Origin of the sequence: Pseudonocardia sp. ICBG162 (genome assembly GCF_020496225.1) — a bacterium.
Lineage (GTDB): Bacteria > Actinomycetota > Actinomycetes > Mycobacteriales > Pseudonocardiaceae > Pseudonocardia > Pseudonocardia alni.
On sequence record NZ_JAHLJD010000013.1, the window covers coordinates 256,900 to 277,443 of the forward strand.

The following is a 20,544-nucleotide window of genomic DNA, read 5'->3' on the forward strand; positions in this document are numbered from 1 at the left end:
CCGTCCCCACACCGGGGACCGTCCGGAGCGGCCCGACCGCGCCCGATCCCCGAGCGCGGCGCAGGTCACGGGCCCTACGGGGGTCGCGACGGCCGATGCGCCGATAGGGTGGCTGCCGAGCACGGCACGCGCCGGCGCCCACCCGGGTGCCGACCCGCGATCGACCTGCCACACCCCACCGCCGGGACCCGGCGGGCCGGGGGAGAAGACGACAGGCACGACGAGCCCTGGAGGCATCTGTGACGGTCCGCGTAGGAGTCAACGGCTTCGGCCGCATCGGCCGGAACTTCTGGCGGGCGGTGGACGCCCAGCGCGCCGCCGGCACCACGGACATCGAGATCGTCGCGGTGAACGACATCACCGACAACGCGACGCTCGCGCACCTGCTGAAGTACGACTCGATCCTCGGGCGCCTGCCCTACGAGGTCTCCACCTCCGGCGACGAGATCGTCGTCGACGGCAAGGGCTTCAAGGGCCTGGCCGTCCGCGACCCCGCCGAGCTGCCCTGGAAGGACCTGGGCGTCGACGTCGTCGTCGAGTCGACCGGCATCTTCACCAAGCGCGAGGCCGCGGCCAAGCACCTCGACGGCGGCGCCAAGAAGGTCGTCATCTCCGCGCCGGCGACCGACGAGGACATCACCATCGTCAAGGGCGTCAACGACGGCGACTACGACGGTTCGCAGACCATCGTCTCGAACGCGTCCTGCACCACCAACTGCCTCGCGCCGATGGCGAAGGTGCTCGACGACCTGGCCGGGATCGAGAAGGGTCTGATGACCACGATCCACGCCTACACCCAGGACCAGAACCTGCAGGACGGCCCGCACAAGGACCTGCGCCGCGCCCGCGCCGCCGCCCTGAACATCGTCCCCACCTCCACCGGTGCGGCGAAGGCGATCTCGCTGGTCATGCCGCACCTCAAGGGCAAGCTCGACGGCTACGCGCTGCGGGTGCCGATCCCCACCGGCTCGGCCACCGACCTGACCGTCGAGGTCCGCAAGGAGGTCACCGCCGCGGAGATCAACGCCGCGATGAAGGCCGCCGCCGAGGGCCCGCTCAAGGGCGTCCTGAAGTACACCGAGGACCCGATCGTCTCCTCCGACATCGTGACCGACCCGCACTCGTGCATCTACGACTCGGGCCTGACCAAGGTCATCGGCAACCAGGTCAAGATCGTCGGCTGGTACGACAACGAGTGGGGCTACTCCAACCGCCTCGTCGACATCACCGGTCTGGTGGCGTCGAAGCTGTGAGGACCCTCGACGACCTCGTCGCCGAGGGCGTACAGGGCCGGACCGTGCTGGTCCGCTCCGATCTGAACGTTCCCCTCGACGACGACCGGAACATCACCGACGACGGCCGCATCCGCGCGTCCGTGCCGACGATCAACGCCCTCTACGAGGGCGGCGCCCAGGTCGTCGTCACCGCGCACCTCGGCCGTCCGAAGAACGGGCCCGACGAGAAGTTCTCGCTCGCCCCGGTCGCGCAGCGGCTCGGCGAGCTGCTCGGCGCCCCGGTGCGCCTGGTCGAGCTCGGCAAGCCGCTGCCGTCGATGGCCGCCGGTGACGTCGTGATGCTGGACAACATCCGGTTCGACGCCCGCGAGACCAGCAAGGACGACGCCGAGCGCGGCGCGTTCGCCGACGAGCTCGTCGCCCTGGTCGGCGACGACGCGGCGTTCGTCTCCGACGGGTTCGGCGTGGTGCACCGCGAGCAGGCGTCGGTCTACGACGTCGCGCAGCGGCTCGACGCCTACGCCGGCGGGCTCGTCCTGTCCGAGGTCGAGGTGCTCCGCACGCTCACCGGCTCGCCGGAGCGGCCGTACGCGGTCGTGCTCGGCGGCTCCAAGGTCTCGGACAAGCTGGCCGTGATCGAGGCGCTGCTGCCGAAGGTCGACACGCTGCTCGTCGGCGGCGGGATGTGCTTCACGTTCCTCGCCGCGCAGGGCCACGGCGTCGGCTCCTCGCTGCTGGAGTCCGACCAGGTCGACACCTGCCGGACGCTCCTGGAGTCCGGCAAGATCGTCCTCCCGACCGACGTCGTCGTCGCCGACGCGTTCTCCGCGGACGCGACCACGAGGACCGTGCCGGTGGACGGGATCGACGACGGCTGGATGGGCCTCGACATCGGGCCCGACTCGGTGCGGGAGTTCGCGGCCCGCATCGCCGACGCGAAGACGATCTTCTGGAACGGCCCGATGGGCGTGTTCGAGCTGGCGCCGTTCGCCGAGGGCACCCGCGGTGTCGCGCAGGCGATCGCCGACGGCGACGCCTTCTCCGTCGTCGGCGGCGGGGACTCCGCCGCCGCGGTCCGGGCGCTCGGCATCGCCGAGGACGCGTTCTCCCACATCTCCACCGGGGGCGGCGCGTCCCTGGAGTTCCTGGAGGGCGCGACCCTGCCGGGCGTCGCCGTGCTGGAGGAGGACGCCTGATGGCCACCCGCAAGCCCCTCATCGCGGGCAACTGGAAGATGAACCTCAACCACCTCGAGGCCATCGCGGTGGTGCAGAAGCTCGCCTTCGCCCTGCCCGACCGGTACCTCGACAAGGTCGAGGTGGCCGTCCTGCCGCCGTTCACCGACATCCGCAGCGTGCAGACGCTGATCGACGGCGACAAGCTGCGCCTCGTCCACGGCGCCCAGGACCTGTCCCCGCACGACTCCGGTGCCTACACCGGTGACGTGTCGGGCGTCATGCTGGCCAAGCTGGGCTGCACCTACGTCGCCGTCGGGCACTCGGAGCGCCGCGAGATCCACGGCGAGGACGACGCGGTCGTCAACGCCAAGGTGCTCGCCGCGCTCAGGCACGGGATCACCCCGATCCTGTGCGTCGGCGAGGGCCTGGACGTCCGCGAGGCGGGCACCCACGTGCAGCACTGCACCGACCAGCTGCGCGGGGCGCTGAAGGGCGTCACCGCCGAGCAGGCGGCCGGTCTCGTGCTCGCCTACGAGCCGGTCTGGGCGATCGGCACCGGCAAGGTGGCGGGCCCGGCCGACGCGCAGGAGGTCTGTGCCGCGCTGCGCGCGACGCTGGCCGAGCTGTACTCCGACGAGGTCGCCGGGACGGTCCGCGTCCTCTACGGCGGCTCGGTGAAGTCGTCGAACGTGGGCGAGATCGTGGCCCAGACCGACGTCGACGGCGCACTCGTCGGCGGCGCCAGCCTGGACGCCGAGGAGTTCGCCAAGCTGTCGGCGATCGCCGCGGGTGGTCCGCTGCCGTAGGCGGCCCGCTCCGTACCGTTCCCGCGGCCCCGGTCCCCTGTCAGAGGGGGCCGGGGCCGCTGGAGTATTCTCGGCCACTCCGGCGAGCGACCACTGATGGGGAAGCGCACGTGATCCTGACCCTCCAGATCATCCTGATCGTGACCAGCCTCCTGCTGATCGCGATGGTCCTGCTGCAGCGCAGCAAGGGTGGTGGTCTGACCAGTCTCTTCGGTGGCGGCGTGCAGTCGAGCCTGTCCGGCTCGGCGGCGGCGGACCGCAACATCGCTCGCTACACGGTCTTCGTCGGCCTCATCTGGCTCATCGCGGTGGTCGGCAACGGCCTGCTGCTGGCCACCGGCTGACGGTCGGACGGACGAGAGGGAGCGGGACATGGCAGGCGGCAACGCGATCCGCGGTACCCGGGTCGGTGCGGGACCGATGGGTGAGAACGAGCGGGGCGAGACCGCCCCGCGCGAGCGCATCCCGTTCTACTGCGCGAACGGGCACGTCAACAACACCTGGTTCGCCGCGGAGGCCGAGGTCCCCGAGACCTGGGACTGCCCGCGCTGCGGGCTGCCGGGCGGACGCGACGCGGAGAACCCGCCCGCCGCGCCCCGCACCGAGCCGTACAAGACGCACCTGGCGTACGTGAAGGAGCGGCGCAGCGACGCCGACGGCGAGGCCATCCTCGAGGAGGCACTCGGCCGGCTGCGGGCCTCCCGGGAGCTCTGAACCGGTCCCACGGCGCGCCCGGGTCGTGACCGGGCGCACGTCCGGGTTAGATTCGGTGGTCATGAGCCGCTGGACGCTGCCCCCGGACCGGATCCCCTCGGCATGGTTCAACGTCGTGCCGCACCTGCCGACCCCGCCGCAGCCGCCCCTGCACCCCGGGACCCGCGAGCCGGTCGTCCCCGAGGACCTGGCGCCGCTGTTCCCGACCGCCCTGATCGAGCAGGAGGTCAGCGCCGAGCCGTGGATCGACGTCCCCGGTGAGGTCCTCGACATCCTGAGGCTGTGGCGGCCCACGCCGCTGGTCCGCGCGACCCGGCTGGAGAAGGCCCTGGGCACCCCGGCGCGGATCTACTTCAAGGACGAGTCCATCTCGCCCTCGGGCAGCCACAAGACCAACACGGCCGTGGCCCAGGCGTTCTACAACGCCCGGGAGGGCACCACCCGGCTCACCACCGAGACCGGAGCCGGCCAGTGGGGGACCGCGCTGTCGTTCGCCGCGGCCCAGTTCGACCTGGACCTGAAGGTCTACATGGTGCGGGCGTCCTACGGGCAGAAGCCCTACCGGCGGATCGCGATCGAGACCTGGGGCGGCGAGGTCGTGCCGTCGCCCGTCGACGAGCCCGACCACCCCGGCTCGCTGGGCTCGGCCATCTCCGACGCGGTCCGCGACTGCGTCGGCCGCTCCGACACCCACTACGCGCTCGGCTCGGTGCTCAACCACGTGCTGCTGCACCAGACCATGATCGGTCTGGAGGCGAAGGAACAGCTCGCGCTGGCGGGGGAGCGGCTGCCCGACGTCGTCATCGCGCCGTGCGGTGGTGGCTCCAACCTGGGCGGGATCGCCTTCCCGTTCGTGCCGGACTCCGGCGTGCGGCTGCTCGCCGTCGAGCCGCTGTCGTGCCCGACGCTGACCCAGGGCCGCTACGACTACGACTTCGGCGACACCGCGGGCCTCACCCCGCTGATGCCGATGTACACCCTGGGCCACGACTTCGTGCCGCCGTCGATCCACGCCGGCGGGCTGCGCTACCACGGTGACTCGCCGCTGGTGTCCTCGCTGGTCAAGGACGAGCGGATGGAGGCCGTCGCCTACCCGCAGGGGAAGGTGTTCGAGGCCGCCATCCAGTTCGCGCGCACCGAGGGCAAGATCCCGGCGCCGGAGTGCGGGCACGCCATCGCCGCCACCATCGACGAGGCGCTCGCCGCGAAGGAGACCGGGGAGGAGAAGGTGATCCTGTTCAACTACTGCGGTCACGGCTTCCTCGACCTCGCCGCCTACGACGACTACACGAACGGCCGGCTCGACGAGATGGGCTGACGGGATCGGCTGAGCTCCGCCCGCACCACGACGGCCCGTCCCCCGGACCAGGGGGACGGGCCGTCGCCGTGCGGGCGGTCAGCGGCGCAGGCCGCGCAGCAGGGCCGCGGTGTCGCGGCGGCGGGCCCACGCGACCACGCACACCGCCACCAGGGTCAGCGCCGGGAACGCGACCATCGCGGGCATCAGCACCACGGTGACCGCGGTGGCCCCGACCGTCAGCGCGACCTGGCAGACGGCGGCGAGCCCGCACAGCCGCGGGACCAGCAGGGCGACCGCGCCGGCCAGCTCCAGCCAGCCGACCACGACCATGCCGACGGTCCCCAGGCCCAGCAGGTCGAACCCGGCGACCGCGACCGGGTCGGCGTTCACCTTCGGCAGCGCCGCCATCACGAAGACCCCCGCCAGCAGCACCTGCAGCACCCACAGGCCGACGGTGGCGGCCCGCGGGCGACGGGTGGCGGAGGTGGTGGACGCGGTCCCGGTACGGGCGGTGGTGGTCATGGCGGGCTCCCTCGGTGCTCGCGGTCCCGGGCCGGGGCCGCCGTTGCAGAGGAGACCGGGGCCGTCGCCGGAACTCATCGGTGCGCCCGGTCCGGGTTCGGACCGTCGGTCCCGGCTGCGTCGTGTGTCGCGTCGGCGGCGTCTGCGCGGGGCGTGCCGGATGCCCGGACCCGACACCCACAGGAAACCGCGCACCGTCTCTCCGTGAAACACCGCCCGCGAAACATCTGTGCCGGGGTCGGGACGAGACCAACGGAGGGCACGCGTGGGCGTGAATGCGGGAGACACCGCGTGGGTGCTGGTCAGCGCCGCGCTGGTGATGTTGATGACGCCGGGACTGGCGTTCTTCTACGGCGGGATGACCCGCAGCAAGTCCGTGCTCAACATGCTGATGATGAGCACCATCTGCCTGGCCGTGGTCAGCGTCCTGTGGGCGCTGTACTGCTACAGCTGGGCCTTCGGCAACGACGTGGGCGGCGGCCTGATCGGCGGCGGGGAGTTCGCCGGGCTGGCGAACACCGTCGGCGCGATGGTCGGCGTCGGCAGCGACTCGGCCCCGTGGCCGGGCCCCGACGCCCTGCCCGCGCTGGCGTTCGTGATGTTCCAGCTCATGTTCGCGGTCATCACCCCGGCGCTGATCTCCGGCGCCGTCGCGGACCGCACGAAGTTCTGGGGCTGGACCGCGTTCGTCGTGCTGTGGGTGAGCATCGTCTACTTCCCGGTCGCGCACTGGGTGTTCGCCTTCGACGGCTTCACCGGCCCGGACAACGTCGGCGGCTGGATCGCCAACACCCTCAAGGCCGAGGACTTCGCCGGTGGCACCGCGGTGCACATCAACGCCGGTGCCGCGGCGCTCGCGCTGGCGATCGTGCTCGGCAAGCGGCGCGGCTGGCCGCGCGAGCCGATGCGCCCGCACAACCTGCCCTTCGTGCTGCTGGGCATGGCGCTGCTGTGGTTCGGCTGGTTCGGCTTCAACGCCGGTTCCGCGCTCGCCGCCGGCGACCTCGCCGCCACGGCGTTCACCAACACCATGCTCGCCACCGCCACCGCGCTGATCGGGTGGCTGCTCGTGGAGCAGTTCCGCGACGGCCACCCCACCACCCTCGGTGCGGCCTCGGGTGCCGTCGCCGGGCTGGTCGCGATCACCCCGGCCTGCGGGTTCGTGCAGCCGGTCGGGGCGCTGGCCATCGGGCTCATCGCCGGTGCGGTGTGCGCGCTGGCCGTCGGGCTGAAGTTCCGCTTCGGCCTCGACGACTCCCTCGACGTCGTCGGCGTCCACCTCGTCGGCGGCATCGTGGGCACCCTGCTCATCGGCTTCTTCGGCGACAACAGCGTCAACTCCGCCGCCGTCGGCGACAACGGCCTGTTCTACGGCGGCGGGCTGGTCCAGCTGGGCCGCCAGGCGCTCGCCGCGGGCGCGGTGCTGCTGTACTCCTTCGTCGTCGCGCTGGTCCTCGGCTACCTGATCAAGGTGACCATCGGGTTCCGCATCGACGAGGAGAACGAGGCCACCGGCATCGACGAGACCGAGCACGCCGAGACCGCCTACGACTTCTCGTCGCTGGGCACCCGCGCGCTCGCCGGGGCCTCCCGCCCCGCGACGCCGGCCACCCGCGAGCCCGTGGGGGAGACCCGATGAAGCTCGTCACCGCCATCGTCAAGCCGTTCGCGCTGGAGGACGTCCGCGGGGCGCTCGAACACCTCGCCGTGCTCGGACTGACCGTCGGGGAGGTCCGCGGGCACGGCAGGCAGAAGGGGCACACCGAGATCTACCGCGGCGCGGAGTACTCGGTGGACTGCGTGCCGAAGGTGCGCATCGAGACCGTCGTCGACGACGAGATCGCCGACAAGGTCGTCGACGCCATCGTCGAGGCGTCCCGCACCGGCAAGATCGGCGACGGCAAGATCTGGGTGCAGCCGGTCGAGACCATCGTGCGGGTCCGCACGGGCGAACGCGGCAGCGACGCCGTCTGAGCCCTCAGCGCGTCGCCGGACGGGCCGTCCGGCGACGCGCCGCCCCGCCCTCGGGGGCGACGGCGCCCGCGGCGTGCGCCGCACCCAGCTCCGCCGCCGCGGCGGCGAACACCGGGTCGAAGAACAGGAAGCTGAGCAGCTCCGCGCCGTGAGTGGTGTCGGCGTCCGGCACCGCGCCGCCCACCAGCCGTTCCAGGACCGCCAGCGACGGGTTCCGCAGCGCGCGCAGCCCGCCGTACTCGCGGCGGCGCACCGCGTCGGCCAGCTCCGCCAGCTCGGTGGCCCGGTCGGCCGGCGGCCCGGCGAACCAGGTCGCGATCCGGCGGTGCCGCCGGTCCTCACCGCGGTCGACCAGCGCGTTGACCGCACGCAGGGTCCGCAGGTCCTCGGTCACCCCGGCGCCCAGCACGATGCGCAGCGCCAGCGCGGCGACCGCGTACACGTCGGGCACCCGGTCCGCCGGGGACAGCGCCGCGGCGGACTCGCCGAACGGGACGTCCGGTGTCGTCGCGACGACGCCGACCCGGTCCGCGCCCAGGCGCAGCGCGGGCTTGAGCGGGGTGTTGAGCCGGACCCCGCCGTCGAGGTACCAGCCGGCCGCCTCGCCCTCGATGCGGCGCGGCGCGAACAGCACCGGCACCGCCGCCGAGGCGAGCAGATGGTCCGGGCCCAGCCGGGCGTCGACGTAGCGGATGTCGCGCCCCGGGTCGTACGGCGGCAGCGCCACGTCCGGCCCGCGCTCGACGAACACCGTGGTCCCGCCGGTCCCGGCGGCGGTGCACGCCACCCCGACGGCGTCGACCCGGCCGCGGGCGACGGCGTCGTGCAGCCGGTCCCAGTCGACGACCCGGTCCACCACCGGGCGCAGCCGGTCGGCGTCGAGGAGGCGGGTCACCCGGTCCGGCACCAGCAGCAGCCTGCGCAGCCACGACGGGACACCGGCGAGGTCCCCGAGGTAGGCCGCGGTCGCCTCCACCGCCGACGACGGCAACGCCACGACCTCGTCGGTGCGCACCGAGGACCAGCGGGCGACGAGCTCGGCGGCCGCGGCGTCCGGGGCGACGTCGGACAGCCCGGCCAGCGCCGCCACGTTCAGCGCGCCGGCACTCGTGCCGACCAGTACCGACGGCGCCGACCACCGCCGCGCCATCCGCGGCAGGAGCTCGGTCAGCGCGCCCGCCTCGTAGGCCCCGCGCGCCCCGGCGCCGGCCACGACGAGTCCGGTCCGAGCCACCCGGCCAGGCTACCCGCGGTAGGCCTTCTCCAGGGCGACGGCGTCGAGCTTGCCGTGGGTGGCGTACACGGCCCGCGCGACCCGGGACCGGGCGTCGGCGTCCGGTGAGGTCAGCCACTCCCGCACGCCGGGCGGGATCACCTGCCAGGACACCCCGTAGCGGTCCTTGAGCCACCCGCAGGGCTGCTCGACACCGCCGTCGGCGAGGGCGTCCCAGTAGCGGTCGACCTCCTCGACGGACTCGCAGTGCACCTCCATCGAGATCGCCTCGGAGAGGGTGAACACCGGGCCGCCGTTCAGCGCGGTGTACGGCTGGCCGTTGATCCGGAACCCCACGGTCAGGACCCGGCCCTCCTGGTCGGGGACCTCCGGGCCGTAGTGCATGACGGTGTCGATGCCCGAGTCCGGGAAGATGCCGGTGTAGAACCGTGCCGCCTCCTCGGCGACGCCGTCGAACCACAGGCACGGCGTGATCGGCTTCATGATGTCGTCCCCTCCCCGCGACGCCGGCTCTCGGCGTCACACGAGGGGAGACCGGCGCGGAGCGCCCCGCTCATCGCTCCCGGGGGACCGGTCGCACCAGCCCGGCGGCGCGGGTCGCGCGCTCCCGGGCCGTGTCGACGTCGTCGGCGTGGGCGACCGCGACGCCCATCCGGCGCCGCTCGGTCGCGGTGGGCTTGCCGAACAGCCGCAGGTCCGCACCCTCGACCGCGAGCGCCTCGGCGACACCCTCGTAGGCCGGGGCGTCGATCTCCTTGCCGCCGTAGACCACCGCCGACGCACCGGGGGAGCGCAGCGCGGTGTCCACCGGAAGGCCCAGCACCGCGCGGGCGTGCAGCTCGAACTCCGAGAGCCGCTGGGTCGCCAGGGTGACCAGGCCGGTGTCGTGCGGGCGCGGGCTGACCTCGGAGAACAGCACCTCGTCGCCGCGGACGAACAGCTCCACCCCGAACAGGCCCCACCCGCCGAGCGCCTCGGTGATCCGGGCGGAGACGTCGCGGGCGGCGGCCAGCGCGGCGTCGGACATGGGCTGGGGCTGCCAGGACTCGACGTAGTCGCCGTTCTCCTGGCGGTGCCCGATCGGCTCGCAGAACGCGATGCCGCCGGCGTGCCGGACGGTGAGCTGGGTGATCTCGTAGTCGAACTCGACGAAGCCCTCGACGATCACCCGCGGGTTCGACACCCGGGCGCCGGTGCGGGCGTACTCCCAGGCCGCCTCGGCGTCGTCCGCGGTCGTGAGCACCGACTGCCCCTTGCCCGACGACGACATCACCGGCTTGAGCACGCACGGCAGCCCGACCGTCGCGACGGCCTCGCGGACCTCGTCGAGGGTGTCGGCGAAGACGTACGGGGAGGTGGGCAGGCCCAGCTCCTCGGCGGCCAGGCGCCGGATGCCCTCGCGGTCCATGGTCAGCTTCGCGGCCCGCGCGGTGGGCACCACGGTCGTGCCGGCCGCCTCGATCTCCAGCAGGGCACCGGTGGCGATGGCCTCGATCTCCGGGATGACGAGGTCGGGCGCCTCCTGCTCGATGAGCGTCGCCAGCGTCACCGGGTCGGTCATGTCGATCGCGTGCCAGCGGTGCGCCACCTGGTGGGCGGGGGCGTGCGGGTAGCGGTCGACGGCGACGACCTCCACGCCCAGGCGCTGGAACGCGATCGCGACCTCCTTGCCCAGCTCACCCGAGCCGAGCAGCAGCACGCGGGTGGGGTCCGGGCCGAGCGGGGTGCCGATACGCATGACGGGGACCCTAACCGCAGGTCCACGTGCGACACCCCGCCCGGGCGCGGCATCTCACATCCGGGGGCCGCCCGTCAGGAGACCCGGGCGACGAACCCGTCGGGCAGGTCCGCGGCGGCCTCGGTGTCGAGCAGCCAGCGGGTCGTGACGGTGCCGCGGGCACCACCGACCGGCAGCTCGGTCTCCGGCGTGCCGGTCAGCGCACCCGCGACGGCCGGTGCCTTGCCCGCCCCGGCGGCCACCACCCACACCTCGCGGGAGCGGCGCGCCGCGGCCAGGGTCAGCGAGATCCGGGTCGGCGGCGGCTTCGGGCAATCGAACACCGCGACGACCGTCGCCGCCTGCTCGTGCACGGCGGGGGAGTCGGGGAACACCGACAGGGTGTGGCCCTCCTCGCCCATCCCGACCAGGGTCACGTCGAACGCGGGGACACCGTCCTCGTCGGGGCCGGCCAGGTCGTCGAGCAGCCGGGCGTAGTCGGCGGCCGCGGCGAGGGCGTCGTCGCGGGTGCCGCCGCCCGCCGGGGCCGCGGGCATCGGGTGCACCCGCGCCGGGTCCAGCGGCAGCGCGTCGAGCAGGGCCTCGCGGGCCTGGCGGTCGTTGCGCTCGTCGTCGTCGGCGGGCACGAAGCGCTCGTCGCCCCAGAACAGGTCCACCCGGGCCCAGTCGACGGCGTCGCGCGCCGGGGAGGCGGCGACGTCGCGCAGCAGCTGGATCCCGACCCCGCCGCCGGTGAGCACCAGCCGCGGGACGGTGCCCGCGGCCTGCAGGTCCACCAGTGCGGTGACCAGCCGGGCCGCGGTCGCCGCGGCGAGTGCGTCCTTGTCCGGGTGCACCGCGACCTGGACCTGCGTCGCGGCGCTCACGCGCGCACCTTCACCGGGGTGCGGCCGCGGGTCACCTTCGCCACCCCGGCGAGGGCCTCGGCGTAGACCTCGTCCGGGTCGAGCCTGCGCAGCTCCTCGGCGAGGCAGTCCGACACGTGCCGCCGGGCCAGCGCGATCAGCCGTTCCGGCTGGCCGGGCTGGGTCAGCCGGGCGGTCTTGCCGTCCGGGCGGGCCAGCTCGACGTCACCGGACGGGCGCGTCAGCCGGACCAGCGAGAGCCCGTTGTCCTTCTCCGACGGCGAGCGCTTCACCTTCACCCCCAGGCTCGCGGCGAGCCAGCCCGCGATCAGCTCGGTGGACGGCGACACCGCCTCCCCGGCGACGACCGCGGAGCTGATGTCCTCGTACGGCGGCACGTCCAGCGCGGCCGCCAGCTGCGCCCGCCACTGCGTGAGCCGGGTCCAGGTCAGGTCGGTGTCGCCGGGCGCGTAGTCCTTGCGGCGCGCCTCGAACGCCTTCACCGGGTTCTTCGACGACAGCGCGTCGGTGATGCGGCGCTGCGCGAGGCGGCCCACCGCGTCCTCCGACGGCGAGGCGGGCGCCTCGTTCGGCCACCACGCGACGACCGGGGCGTCCGGCAGCAGCAGCGGCATGACCATGCCCGCCCCCGCCTCCTCGGCCGCCAGCGGCCCGTAGCCGCGCAGCACGATCACCTCGCTGGCGCCGGCGTCGCCGCCGACCCGGATCTGGGCGTCGAGCCGCGGCGAGGCCCGCCGCTGCCCGCGGGCCAGGACGATCACCCGGCACGGGTGCTCGCGGCTGGCCGCGTTGGCGGCGTCGACGGCGCGCTCCAGCTCGGGCCCGTCGTCGGTGACGACGACCAGGGTCAGCACCCGGCCCAGCGCGAACACCCCACCGGACTCGCGGAGCTCGACGAGCTTGCGGTTGACCGCCGAGGTGGTGCTCGACGGGAGATCGATGATCACGATGGGGTCTCCGTCTTCTCCGCGACTGCCGTCCGTGCGCTCACGGCCGCCTCCAGTGGCGCCCGGTGCGGGCCAGCATCTCCTCGGCCGACACCGGGCCCCAGGACCCGGCGGGGTAGGAGTCCGGGCCGCGCGCGTCGGCGGCCCAGTGCTCCAGGACCGGGTCGAGGATCTCCCAGGACCGCTCGACCTCCTCGTTCACCGGGAACAGGGACGGCTCGCCCAGCAGCACGTCGAGGATGAGCCGCTCGTAGGCCTCGGGAGAGGCCTCGGTGAAGGCGTTGCCGTAGCCGAAGTCCATCGTGACGTCGCGGACCTCCATCTGGCTGCCCGGCACCTTGGACCCGAAGCGCATGGTGACGCCCTCGTCCGGCTGCACCCGGATGACCAGGGCGTTCTGCCCCAGCTCCTCGGTCATCGTCGCGTCGAACGGCAGGTGCGGGGCCCGCTTGAACACCACGGCGATCTCGGTGACGCGGCGGCCCAGCCGCTTGCCGGTGCGCAGGTAGAACGGCACCCCGGCCCAGCGGCGGTTCTCGACCTCGCAGGTGATCGCGGCGAAGGTCTCGGTGGTCGACTCCGGGTTGAAGCCCTCCTCCTCCTTGAGGCCGGGCACCTCCTCCCCGCCCTGCCAGCCACCCTCGTACTGGCCGCGGGCGGTGGTGGCGTCGAGCGGGTGCGCGAGCTTGACCGCCTTGAGGACCTTGATCTTCTCGGCGCGCAGCTCGTCGGAGGAGAACGACGTCGGCTCCTCCATCGCGGTGAACGCGAGCAGCTGCAGCAGGTGGTTCTGGATGACGTCGCGGGCGGCGCCGATGCCGTCGTAGTAGCCGGCACGACCGCCCAGACCGATGTCCTCGGCCATGGTGATCTGGACGTGGTCGACGTAGTTGGCGTTCCAGATCGGCTCGAACAGCTGGTTGGCGAACCGCAGCGCCAGCACGTTCTGGACGGTCTCCTTGCCGAGGTAGTGGTCGATGCGGAACACCGAGTCCTCGGGGAAGACGTCGTTGACGATCGCGTTCAGCTCGATGGCCGAGGCGAGGTCGTGCCCGAACGGCTTCTCGATGACGACCCGGCGCCACACGTCCGGGTCCTCCTGCGCGGACAGCCCCGAGCGGGCGAGCTGCTTGCAGACCACCGGGAACGCGCCGGGCGGGATCGACAGGTAGAACGCGTGGTTGCCGCCGGTGCCGCGCTTCTCGTCCAGCTCGCGGACGGTGCGCTCCAGCTCGTCGAAGGCGGCGTCGTCGTCGAAGGAGCCCTGGACGAACCGCAGCCCCTCGGCGAGGCGGTCCCACACCTCCTGCCGGAACGGGGTGCGGGCGTGCTCGCGCACGGCCTCGTAGACGACCTGGCCGAAGTCCTCGTGGTCCCAGTCGCGGCGGGCGAAGCCGGTGAGGGCGAAGCCCGGCGGCAGCAGCCCCCGGTTGGCGAGGTCGTAGATCGCGGGCATGAGCTTCTTGCGGGACAGGTCCCCGGTCACTCCGAAGATCACCAGTCCGCAGGGGCCGGCGATCCGGGGGAGCCGCTTGTCACGGGGGTCGCGCAGCGGGTTGGTCCGTCCGCCGTTCGCGGTGGGCATCGCCCCTCCTAGTACTGGTGTTCTCGTGATCGGGGCACCGGGGTCACGGTTCTGTCGGGGGCTCTGTCGACGTCTGTGTCGATGTCACCGCCCTGGCCAGGGTGACCAGCCCGGCGAGCCGGTCGGTCAGGTGCAGCCGGAGCACCGGACGTCCCCGGCGTCGCTGGTCGTCGATGACCGCCCGGGCCTGTGCCGCGTGCAGGCTATCCAGTCCCGGCCCGTGCGGCACGGTGTCCGCGCCGACGGACCCCGGAAGATCACCGCCGGGACCGTTCCCGGTCAGGTGACAGTGCACCGCGACGTCCGGTGCGCCGGTGTCGCCGCTGCGGCAGGCCGGGGCCCAGCCGAACGCGACGGGCAGCCCGAGCCGGGCCACCAGCGGCCCGCGCAGCACCGTGACCGAGGCGTCGGACTCCGGGTCCAGCCAGGCCGAGACCACCGCGGGGGCCCCCTCGGCGACGGCGGCCAGCGCGTCGAGCGCACCGGCGACGGTGCGGGTGCCGGGCGGCAGCCAGTCCCCGGCGTGCACGGCGATCCCGCCGTCGACGAACGACGGCTCGGGGTCGGGACCGTCGGCCGGCGCGGGCGGAGCGGGCGCGAACGGGTCGGTGTCGAGGACCCGCCCGGCCAGCGCCGCGGCGGCCTGCCACAGCACGACCGCGGCACCCGGGCCCGCGTCGAGCCGCACCGCGCCGTGGCCCGGCCCGGGCCGCGGGCCGGTGCCGTCGGCGTGCACGTCCACGACGCCCGCGGGTGCGGTGGGCTCCTGCGGGGCGGGGCCCGCGCCGACCGGCTCGTCGGGCGGCACCGGCACGACGGTGAGCCCGGCGGCGGTGAGCAGCGGGGCCAGCCAGCCGGTGAGGGCGGGGGAGCGTTCGGCGTCGCGCAGGGCCAGCAGCGAGCCACGGCCCGCGGCCAGCGCGCCGGCCAGCAGCAGCGCCGGGTTGTCCGGGTCGTCGGCGGCCAGCGCGCGCTCGGCGGCGACGGCGTCGCCCAGGACGGCGGGCACGTCCGCCCCGGCGAGCCCCGCGGGGACCAGCCCGAGCGGGCCCAGCACGCCGAAGCGGCCCGGCACGTCGGCGTCGAGGGTGACCACGACCGGGCCGGGGTCGCCGGGGACGTCCAGCGGCGAGCCGGGCTCGGTCAGGTGCACGGTGCGCGCGGCGAGGGCGGCGGCACCGACCTCCTCGGCGATCGCGGCGGCGACCACCCGGGTCACGGCCGCGACGACGGGGTCGGTGCCCGCCGCGTCGGCGACGACGAGGACGGTCTCGGCGAGCTCCCCGGACAGCGCCTCCGCGACCTGCACCGGGTCCGCGGAGTCCAGCGCGGTCAGCCGGGTCCCGCCCGGGTCGGTGCCGGCGACGACGCGGGCCGCGGCGACCGCGTCGGGCGTGCCGACGAGCAGCACCCGGTGCGCACCGGCGACGGCGAACCGTTCGCGCAGCGCGGCGACCTGTCCGACGAGGGGCCGGCTGCGGGCGGCGAGCCCGGTCCAGCCGGTCCGGGGCGGGGCCCCCGCGGCGCGGGGCCCCCAGACGCTGGGGTCGGCGTCGGCGAGCCGGGAGGCGACGGTCTCGCCGGCCAGCTCGGCGGCGATCCGCCGGGCCGCTCCGGCGAACGGCTCACCGGCGAGCCGCACCCGCACCGGGGACGGTGCGGGTGCGGACGGGCCGCCGGTGGCGGCGGAGCCGAGGTCGGCCCCGTCGCCACCGGGAGTGGCCTCGTTCAACTACTTCGCGGAGTCGAGCTGGCCGCGGACGGTGTCCTGCAGCTCGGTCCAGGACTTCTCGAACTTCTCGACGCCCTCGTTCTCCAGGGTGAGGAACACGTCGTCGAGGTCGATGCCGAGGTCCTCCAGGTCGGTGAACACCGTCTGGGACGCGCCCGCGGTGTCGCTGACCTTGTCCCCGTCGACCTCACCGTGGTCGGCGAAGGCCGTCAGGGTCTTCTCCGGCATGGTGTTGACGGTGTTCTCCACGACCAGCTCGGACACGTACAGCGTGTCCGGGTAGTCCGGGTTCTTCACCCCGGTGGAGGCCCACAGCGGGCGCTGGGCGTGCGCGCCGTGCTCCGCGAGGGCGTCCCAGCGGGCACCGGAGAACGCGTCGCGGTAGGCGGCGTAGGCCAGCCGCGAGTTCGCGACGGCCGCCTTGCCGCGCAGGCCGAGCGCGGTGTCACCACCGATCTTCTCCAGCCGGCCGTCGATCTCGGAGTCCACCCGGGACACGAAGAACGAGCCGACCGAGTGGATGCGGGACAGGTCCTGCCCGTTCTCCCGCGCCTGCTCCAGGCCGGTCAGGTAGGCGTCCATGACGAGCTTGTAGCGCTCGACGGAGAAGATCAGCGTCACGTTCACGCTGATGCCCTCGGCGGTCGCCCGGGTGATGGCCGGCAGGCCCTCCTCGGTCGCCGGGATCTTCACCAGCAGGTTGGGCCGGTCGACGGCCTTCCACAGGTCCTGGGCCTGCGCGACGGTGCCCTCGGTGTCGTGCGCGAGGCGCGGGTCCACCTCCAGGGAGACCCGGCCGTCGACACCGCCGGTGCGCTCCCAGGTGCCGGAGAACACGTCGCAGGCGTGCTGGACGTCGGCGACGGTGATCTCGCGGATCGCGGTGTCGACGTCGGCACCGCGGGCGGCCAGCTCGCGGACCTGCTCGTCGTAGGCGGCGCCGTCGGACAGCGCACCGGCGAAGATCGTCGGGTTGGTGGTCACCCCGACGACGTGCTTGTCCTCGATCAGGGCGGCGAGGTTGCCGCTGGCCAGGCGCTCCCGGGACAGGTCGTCGAGCCAGATGGACACCCCGGCCGCGGACAGTGCGGCCAGTCGATCGTTGCTCATGATTCTCTCCTTGCGATCGGGTGCCGTCGGTTCAGGAGGACTTCTCGGTCGCGGCGAGGGTCTCCCGCGCGGCCGTGGCGACGGTGTCGGCGGTGAAGCCGAACTTCTCGAACAGGGTGGCCTGGTCGGCGCTGGCACCGAAGTGCTCGATCGACACCGACCGGCCGAGCTCGCCGACGTAGCGGTACCAGGGCATCGCGATGCCGGCCTCGACCGAGACGCGGGCCTTGACCGCGGTCGGCAGGACCGACTCGCGGTACTGCTCGTCCTGGGCCTCGAACCACTCGACGCACGGCATCGAGACGACCCGGGTGCCGACGCCCTCGCCCTCGAGCTGCTCGCGGGCGGCCAGCGCCAGGTGCAGCTCGGAGCCGGTGGCGATGATGATCACCTGCGGGACGCCCGAGGACGCCTCGGAGATCACGTAACCACCGCGGGCGACGCCCTCGGCGGAGGTCCCGGCGACGGTCGGGACGTTCTGGCGGGTCAGCGCGAAGCCGACCGGGCCGCCGTCGGGCCGCTCCAGGGCGGCCTTCCAGGCGTAGGCGGTCTCGTTGGCGTCACCGGGGCGCACCATCGACAGGCCGGGGATGGCCCGCAGCGACGCCAGGTGCTCGATCGGCTGGTGGGTGGGGCCGTCCTCGCCGAGGCCGATCGAGTCGTGCGTCCACACGTAGATCGGGTTCGTCTTCATCAGCGCCGCGAGCCGCACGGCCGGGCGCATGTAGTCGGAGAAGACGAGGAACGTGCCGCCGTAGGCCCGGGTCGGGCCGTGCAGCGAGATGCCGTTCAGCACCGCGCCCATGGCGTGCTCGCGGACACCGAAGTGCAGCGTGCGGCCGTAGGGCGAGGTGGTCCACATGCCGGTCGAGGCCGACTTGGGGCCGAACGAGTCGGCACCCTTCATCGTGGTGTTGTTCGACTCGGCCAGGTCGGCCGAGCCGCCCCACAGCTCGGGCAGCACGTCGGCCAGCGCACCGAGCACGGCGCCGGAGGCCTTCCGGGTGGCCATGCCCTTCTCGTCGATGTCCCAGTGCGGGAGGGAGGCCTCCCAGCCGTCGGGCAGCCGGCCGGCCTTCAGCCGCTCCAGGAGCGCCTTGCGCGCGGGCTCGCGCTGCTCCCACTCGTCGAAGGTGCCCTGCCAGGAGTCGTGCGTGGCGCGGGAGCGCTCGCCGACCGCGCGGGTGTGGGCGAGGACGTCGTCGTCGACCTCGAAGTCCTGGTCCGGGTCGAACCCGAGGACCTTCTTGACCTCGCGGACCTCGTCGTCGCCCAGCGCGGCACCGTGCGCGGCGCCGGTGTTCATCTTGTTCGGCGACGGGTAGCCGATCACCGTCCGCAGGATGATGATCGACGGGCGGTCGGTCTCGGCCTTGGCGGCCTCCAGCGCGGCGAGGATGCCGGTGACGTTCTCGCCGCCCTCGACGACCTGCACGTGCCAGTTGTAGGCCTCGTAGCGCTTCGCCGTGTCCTCGTTGAGGGCGATGTTGGTGTCGTCCTCGATGGAGATCTCGTTCGCGTCGTAGATCACCGTGAGGTTGCCCAGCTCCTGGCGACCGGCCAGCGACGACGCCTCGGAGGTGACGCCCTCCTCGATGTCGCCGTCGGAGGCGATCACGTAGATCTGGTGGTCGAACGGTGAGGAACCCTCGGGGGCGTCCGGGTCGAACAGGCCGCGCTCGCGGCGGGCCGCGATCGCCATGCCGACGGCCGAGGACAGCCCCTGGCCCAGCGGGCCGGTGGTCATCTCGACGCCGCGGGTGTGGCCCCACTCCGGGTGGCCCGGGGTCAGCGAGCCCCACTTCCGCAGCTGCTCCAGGTCCTCGCGCTCGAGGCCGTAGCCGGCCAGGAAGAGCTGGATGTAGAGGGTGAGGCTGGAGTGCCCGGCGGACAGGACGAACCGGTCGCGGCCCATCCAGTCGGGGTCGGCCGGGTCGTGCCGCATGACGCGCTGGAACAGCGTGTACGCCAGCGGGGCCAGGCTCATCGCGGTGCCGGGGTGTCCGCTGCCGCACTTCTGGACCGCGTCCGCGGCCAGTACACGAACGGTGTCCACGGCCCTGCGGTCGAGGTCGGTCCAGTCGTCGGGGACGTGCGCGCGGGTGAGCGCGGCGACGGCGCCGTCCCCGGCGTGGGGGGACGTAGCGGTGTCGGACAAGGCGATGGCTCCTGTACTCGCGTCGACGAATGTCGGTCTGCCGGTCGTGGATCCGGATGCCCGCCCGGTGGTCGCGGCCGTTCCGCAGGCGGCGACGTCGGCGGGTGTGTGGTGCGACCCGGATCACCTGGCGGCATCGTCGCCGCCCCGACGCGGAACACCCTACTGCTCACGCCCGCGGCCTGCGGCTTTGCGCCTCGTGGCGATCGGCGGTCCGGCCCGCCGGGAACCGCGTACCCGGCGGGCCCGCGACGCATGCCACCGGTTAGCATCGACGCGCTGTAGAACTAGGGAGGTCGCCACCGCGGCGACCACCCCGTGTCCACGGCACCGAGCCGGTGCGGCCCCTCGGGCGGCGCGGCACGGGATCACTACGTCGAACCGAGCGAGGTACGGACAGGTGAGCGCACCCGCGTCAGGGCGGAGCCGGGCCGACGAGGCCGGGGTCCCGGCCGAGCACGTCCCGGCCGGACCGGACGCCGCGCCGGCGGCGACGCCCCCCGCCACGACCGTGGTGGTGCCGGCGGCACCGACCGGGCGTCTCGCGCGCGTCCGCGCCACGGTGGCGGCCTATCTGGGCCTCACCAAGACGCGGATCATCGAGCAGCTGCTCGTGGTCACCGTGCCCGCCATGTTCCTGGCCCAGCGCGGTGTGCCGTCGCTGTTGCTGATCGCGGCCACCCTGGTCGGCGGCGCGATGGCCGCGGCCGCGGCGCACGCGCTGAACTGCGTCGTCGACGCCGACATCGACCAGAAGATGGCGCGCACCGCCCGCCGCCCGCTGGCGAGGGGACAGGTCCCCACGCGCAACGCGCTGGTGTTCGGCCTGGTCCTGGCCGCGCTGAGCTCGGTGTGGCTGGGCCTGACCACGAACTGGCTGGCCGCCGCGCTCTCGCTGGCCGCGATCGCGTTCTACGTGCTCGTCTACACGATGCTGCTCAAGCGGCGGACCTCGCAGAACATCGTGTGGGGCGGTGCCGCGGGCTGCATGCCGGTGGTGATCGGCTGGGCCGCGGTGACCGGCACCGTCGAGTGGCCCGCGCTGGTCATGTTCGGTGTGATCTTCTTCTGGACGCCGCCGCACTTCTGGGCGCTGGCGATGCGCTACCGCGAGGACTACGCCGCCGCCGGGGTGCCGATGCTCCCGGTCGTCGCACCCGCGCCCGCGGTGTCGGTGCGGATCGTCGTCTACAGCTGGGTGATGGTGGCCTGGAGCCTGCTCCTGCTGCCGGCGACGTCGTGGGTGTACCTCGCGGTGGCGCTGCTCGGCGGGGCGTACTTCGTGTTCCGGGCGCACCGGCTGCACCACCAGGTGAAGTCCGGCGGCGAGATCTCCCCGATGCCGCTGTTCCACCTGTCGAACATCTACCTGTGCGTGCTGTTCGCGGCGATCGCCGTCGACGCCGCGCTGGGGCTGCCGGTCCTGTTCTGACCCGGCCCGCCCG

General features: G+C 73.6%; 19 protein-coding genes. 9 read left to right on the forward strand and 10 right to left on the reverse strand.

Going from position 1 to position 20,544, the window contains the following annotated elements; all coding sequences use genetic code 11:
- Positions 1-239: 239 nt before the first annotated feature.
- From gap to KPL60_RS04555, 6 genes are all read left to right on the forward strand, one after another.
- Positions 240-1,253, forward strand: coding sequence for a type I glyceraldehyde-3-phosphate dehydrogenase (gene gap / locus KPL60_RS04530; RefSeq protein WP_226357323.1), 1,014 nt, complete (start codon positions 240-242; stop codon positions 1,251-1,253).
- On the forward strand, positions 1,250-2,431 hold the full coding sequence (pgk, locus tag KPL60_RS04535; RefSeq protein WP_226364998.1) for a phosphoglycerate kinase: 1,182 nt from the start codon (positions 1,250-1,252) through the stop codon (positions 2,429-2,431). Before gap ends, pgk begins: the two co-directional genes overlap by 4 nt.
- Entirely contained in the window at positions 2,431-3,219 is a 789-nt protein-coding gene (gene tpiA, locus KPL60_RS04540) for a triose-phosphate isomerase (RefSeq protein ID WP_226364999.1), read from the forward strand. Before pgk ends, tpiA begins: the two co-directional genes overlap by 1 nt.
- Positions 3,220-3,329: 110 nt before the next feature.
- Complete coding sequence (gene secG / locus KPL60_RS04545) at positions 3,330-3,563, forward strand: preprotein translocase subunit SecG (RefSeq protein WP_020627703.1); 234 nt, start codon at positions 3,330-3,332, stop codon at positions 3,561-3,563.
- Positions 3,564-3,591: 28 nt separating this feature from the next.
- Positions 3,592-3,933, forward strand: a complete 342-nt coding sequence (locus KPL60_RS04550; RefSeq protein ID WP_020627702.1) for an RNA polymerase-binding protein RbpA — start codon at positions 3,592-3,594, stop codon at positions 3,931-3,933.
- Between the two features lie 61 nt (positions 3,934-3,994).
- On the forward strand, positions 3,995-5,251 hold the full coding sequence (locus tag KPL60_RS04555; protein WP_226365000.1) for a TrpB-like pyridoxal phosphate-dependent enzyme: 1,257 nt from the start codon (positions 3,995-3,997) through the stop codon (positions 5,249-5,251).
- Positions 5,252-5,329: 78 nt separating this feature from the next.
- Here the strand turns inward: KPL60_RS04555 and KPL60_RS04560 are convergent, their stop codons facing one another.
- Positions 5,330-5,755 (reverse strand): DoxX family protein, encoded by a 426-nt coding sequence (locus KPL60_RS04560; protein ID WP_226365001.1) that lies wholly within the window; start codon positions 5,753-5,755, stop codon positions 5,330-5,332.
- Positions 5,756-6,074: 319 nt separating this feature from the next.
- Between KPL60_RS04560 and KPL60_RS04565 the strand changes: the two genes are divergently transcribed.
- Both KPL60_RS04565 and KPL60_RS04570 read left to right on the forward strand, forming a co-directional pair.
- On the forward strand, positions 6,075-7,394 hold the full coding sequence (locus tag KPL60_RS04565) for an ammonium transporter (protein ID WP_374228650.1): 1,320 nt from the start codon (positions 6,075-6,077) through the stop codon (positions 7,392-7,394).
- On the forward strand, positions 7,391-7,729 hold the full coding sequence (locus KPL60_RS04570) for a P-II family nitrogen regulator (RefSeq protein ID WP_226365002.1): 339 nt from the start codon (positions 7,391-7,393) through the stop codon (positions 7,727-7,729). The genes KPL60_RS04565 and KPL60_RS04570 overlap by 4 nt, the downstream gene beginning before the upstream one ends.
- A 4-nt stretch (positions 7,730-7,733) precedes the next feature.
- On the opposite strand, the gene KPL60_RS04575 is transcribed toward KPL60_RS04570, so the two are convergent.
- The 9 genes from KPL60_RS04575 to tkt form a co-directional block, all read right to left on the reverse strand.
- Positions 7,734-8,963, reverse strand: coding sequence for a patatin-like phospholipase family protein (locus KPL60_RS04575; protein WP_226357318.1), 1,230 nt, complete (start codon positions 8,961-8,963; stop codon positions 7,734-7,736).
- A 9-nt stretch (positions 8,964-8,972) separates the two neighbouring features.
- Positions 8,973-9,446, reverse strand: coding sequence for a VOC family protein (locus KPL60_RS04580; RefSeq protein WP_226357317.1), 474 nt, complete (start codon positions 9,444-9,446; stop codon positions 8,973-8,975).
- A gap of 70 nt (positions 9,447-9,516) precedes the next feature.
- On the reverse strand, positions 9,517-10,701 hold the full coding sequence (purT, locus tag KPL60_RS04585) for a formate-dependent phosphoribosylglycinamide formyltransferase (protein ID WP_226365003.1): 1,185 nt from the start codon (positions 10,699-10,701) through the stop codon (positions 9,517-9,519).
- 74 nt (positions 10,702-10,775) lie between these two features.
- Positions 10,776-11,567 (reverse strand): 6-phosphogluconolactonase, encoded by a 792-nt coding sequence (pgl, locus tag KPL60_RS04590; RefSeq protein ID WP_226357315.1) that lies wholly within the window; start codon positions 11,565-11,567, stop codon positions 10,776-10,778.
- The gene (gene opcA / locus KPL60_RS04595) at positions 11,564-12,514 is read right to left on the reverse strand and encodes a glucose-6-phosphate dehydrogenase assembly protein OpcA (RefSeq protein ID WP_226357314.1); all 951 of its coding nucleotides are present in this window, start codon (positions 12,512-12,514) and stop codon (positions 11,564-11,566) included. Before opcA ends, pgl begins: the two co-directional genes overlap by 4 nt.
- Positions 12,515-12,554: 40 nt before the next feature.
- A complete protein-coding gene (gene zwf, locus KPL60_RS04600; protein WP_226357313.1) occupies positions 12,555-14,099 on the reverse strand; it encodes a glucose-6-phosphate dehydrogenase in 1,545 nt (514 codons plus the stop codon).
- 43 nt (positions 14,100-14,142) lie between these two features.
- Positions 14,143-15,831, reverse strand: coding sequence for a hypothetical protein (locus tag KPL60_RS04605; RefSeq protein WP_226365004.1), 1,689 nt, complete (start codon positions 15,829-15,831; stop codon positions 14,143-14,145).
- The gene (gene tal, locus KPL60_RS04610) at positions 15,832-16,941 is read right to left on the reverse strand and encodes a transaldolase (protein WP_226365005.1); all 1,110 of its coding nucleotides are present in this window, start codon (positions 16,939-16,941) and stop codon (positions 15,832-15,834) included. It lies immediately after the preceding gene.
- Between the two features lie 31 nt (positions 16,942-16,972).
- On the reverse strand, positions 16,973-19,099 hold the full coding sequence (gene tkt / locus KPL60_RS04615; RefSeq protein WP_226357310.1) for a transketolase: 2,127 nt from the start codon (positions 19,097-19,099) through the stop codon (positions 16,973-16,975).
- A 511-nt stretch (positions 19,100-19,610) separates the two neighbouring features.
- On the opposite strand from tkt, the gene KPL60_RS04620 reads away from it, so the two are divergent.
- Positions 19,611-20,531 (forward strand): heme o synthase, encoded by a 921-nt coding sequence (locus KPL60_RS04620; RefSeq protein ID WP_226357512.1) that lies wholly within the window; start codon positions 19,611-19,613, stop codon positions 20,529-20,531.
- Positions 20,532-20,544 lie beyond the last annotated feature (13 nt).

What these genes read in the sequence shown, in the direction of transcription:
- KPL60_RS04580 (WP_226357317.1), bottom strand. Translation starts at nt 9,446, where the DNA reads ATGAAGCCGATCACGCCGTGCCTGTGGTTCGACGGCGTCGCCGAGGAG.
- zwf (WP_226357313.1), bottom strand. Translation starts at nt 14,099, where the DNA reads ATGCCCACCGCGAACGGCGGACGGACCAACCCGCTGCGCGACCCCCGT.
- KPL60_RS04570 (WP_226365002.1), top strand. Translation starts at nt 7,391, where the DNA reads ATGAAGCTCGTCACCGCCATCGTCAAGCCGTTCGCGCTGGAGGACGTC.
- purT (WP_226365003.1), bottom strand. Translation starts at nt 10,701, where the DNA reads ATGCGTATCGGCACCCCGCTCGGCCCGGACCCCACCCGCGTGCTGCTG.
- KPL60_RS04560 (WP_226365001.1), bottom strand. Translation starts at nt 5,755, where the DNA reads ATGACCACCACCGCCCGTACCGGGACCGCGTCCACCACCTCCGCCACC.
- tal (WP_226365005.1), bottom strand. Translation starts at nt 16,941, where the DNA reads ATGAGCAACGATCGACTGGCCGCACTGTCCGCGGCCGGGGTGTCCATC.
- KPL60_RS04550 (WP_020627702.1), top strand. Translation starts at nt 3,592, where the DNA reads ATGGCAGGCGGCAACGCGATCCGCGGTACCCGGGTCGGTGCGGGACCG.
- KPL60_RS04565 (WP_374228650.1), top strand. Translation starts at nt 6,075, where the DNA reads ATGTTGATGACGCCGGGACTGGCGTTCTTCTACGGCGGGATGACCCGC.
- KPL60_RS04555 (WP_226365000.1), top strand. Translation starts at nt 3,995, where the DNA reads ATGAGCCGCTGGACGCTGCCCCCGGACCGGATCCCCTCGGCATGGTTC.
- tpiA (WP_226364999.1), top strand. Translation starts at nt 2,431, where the DNA reads ATGGCCACCCGCAAGCCCCTCATCGCGGGCAACTGGAAGATGAACCTC.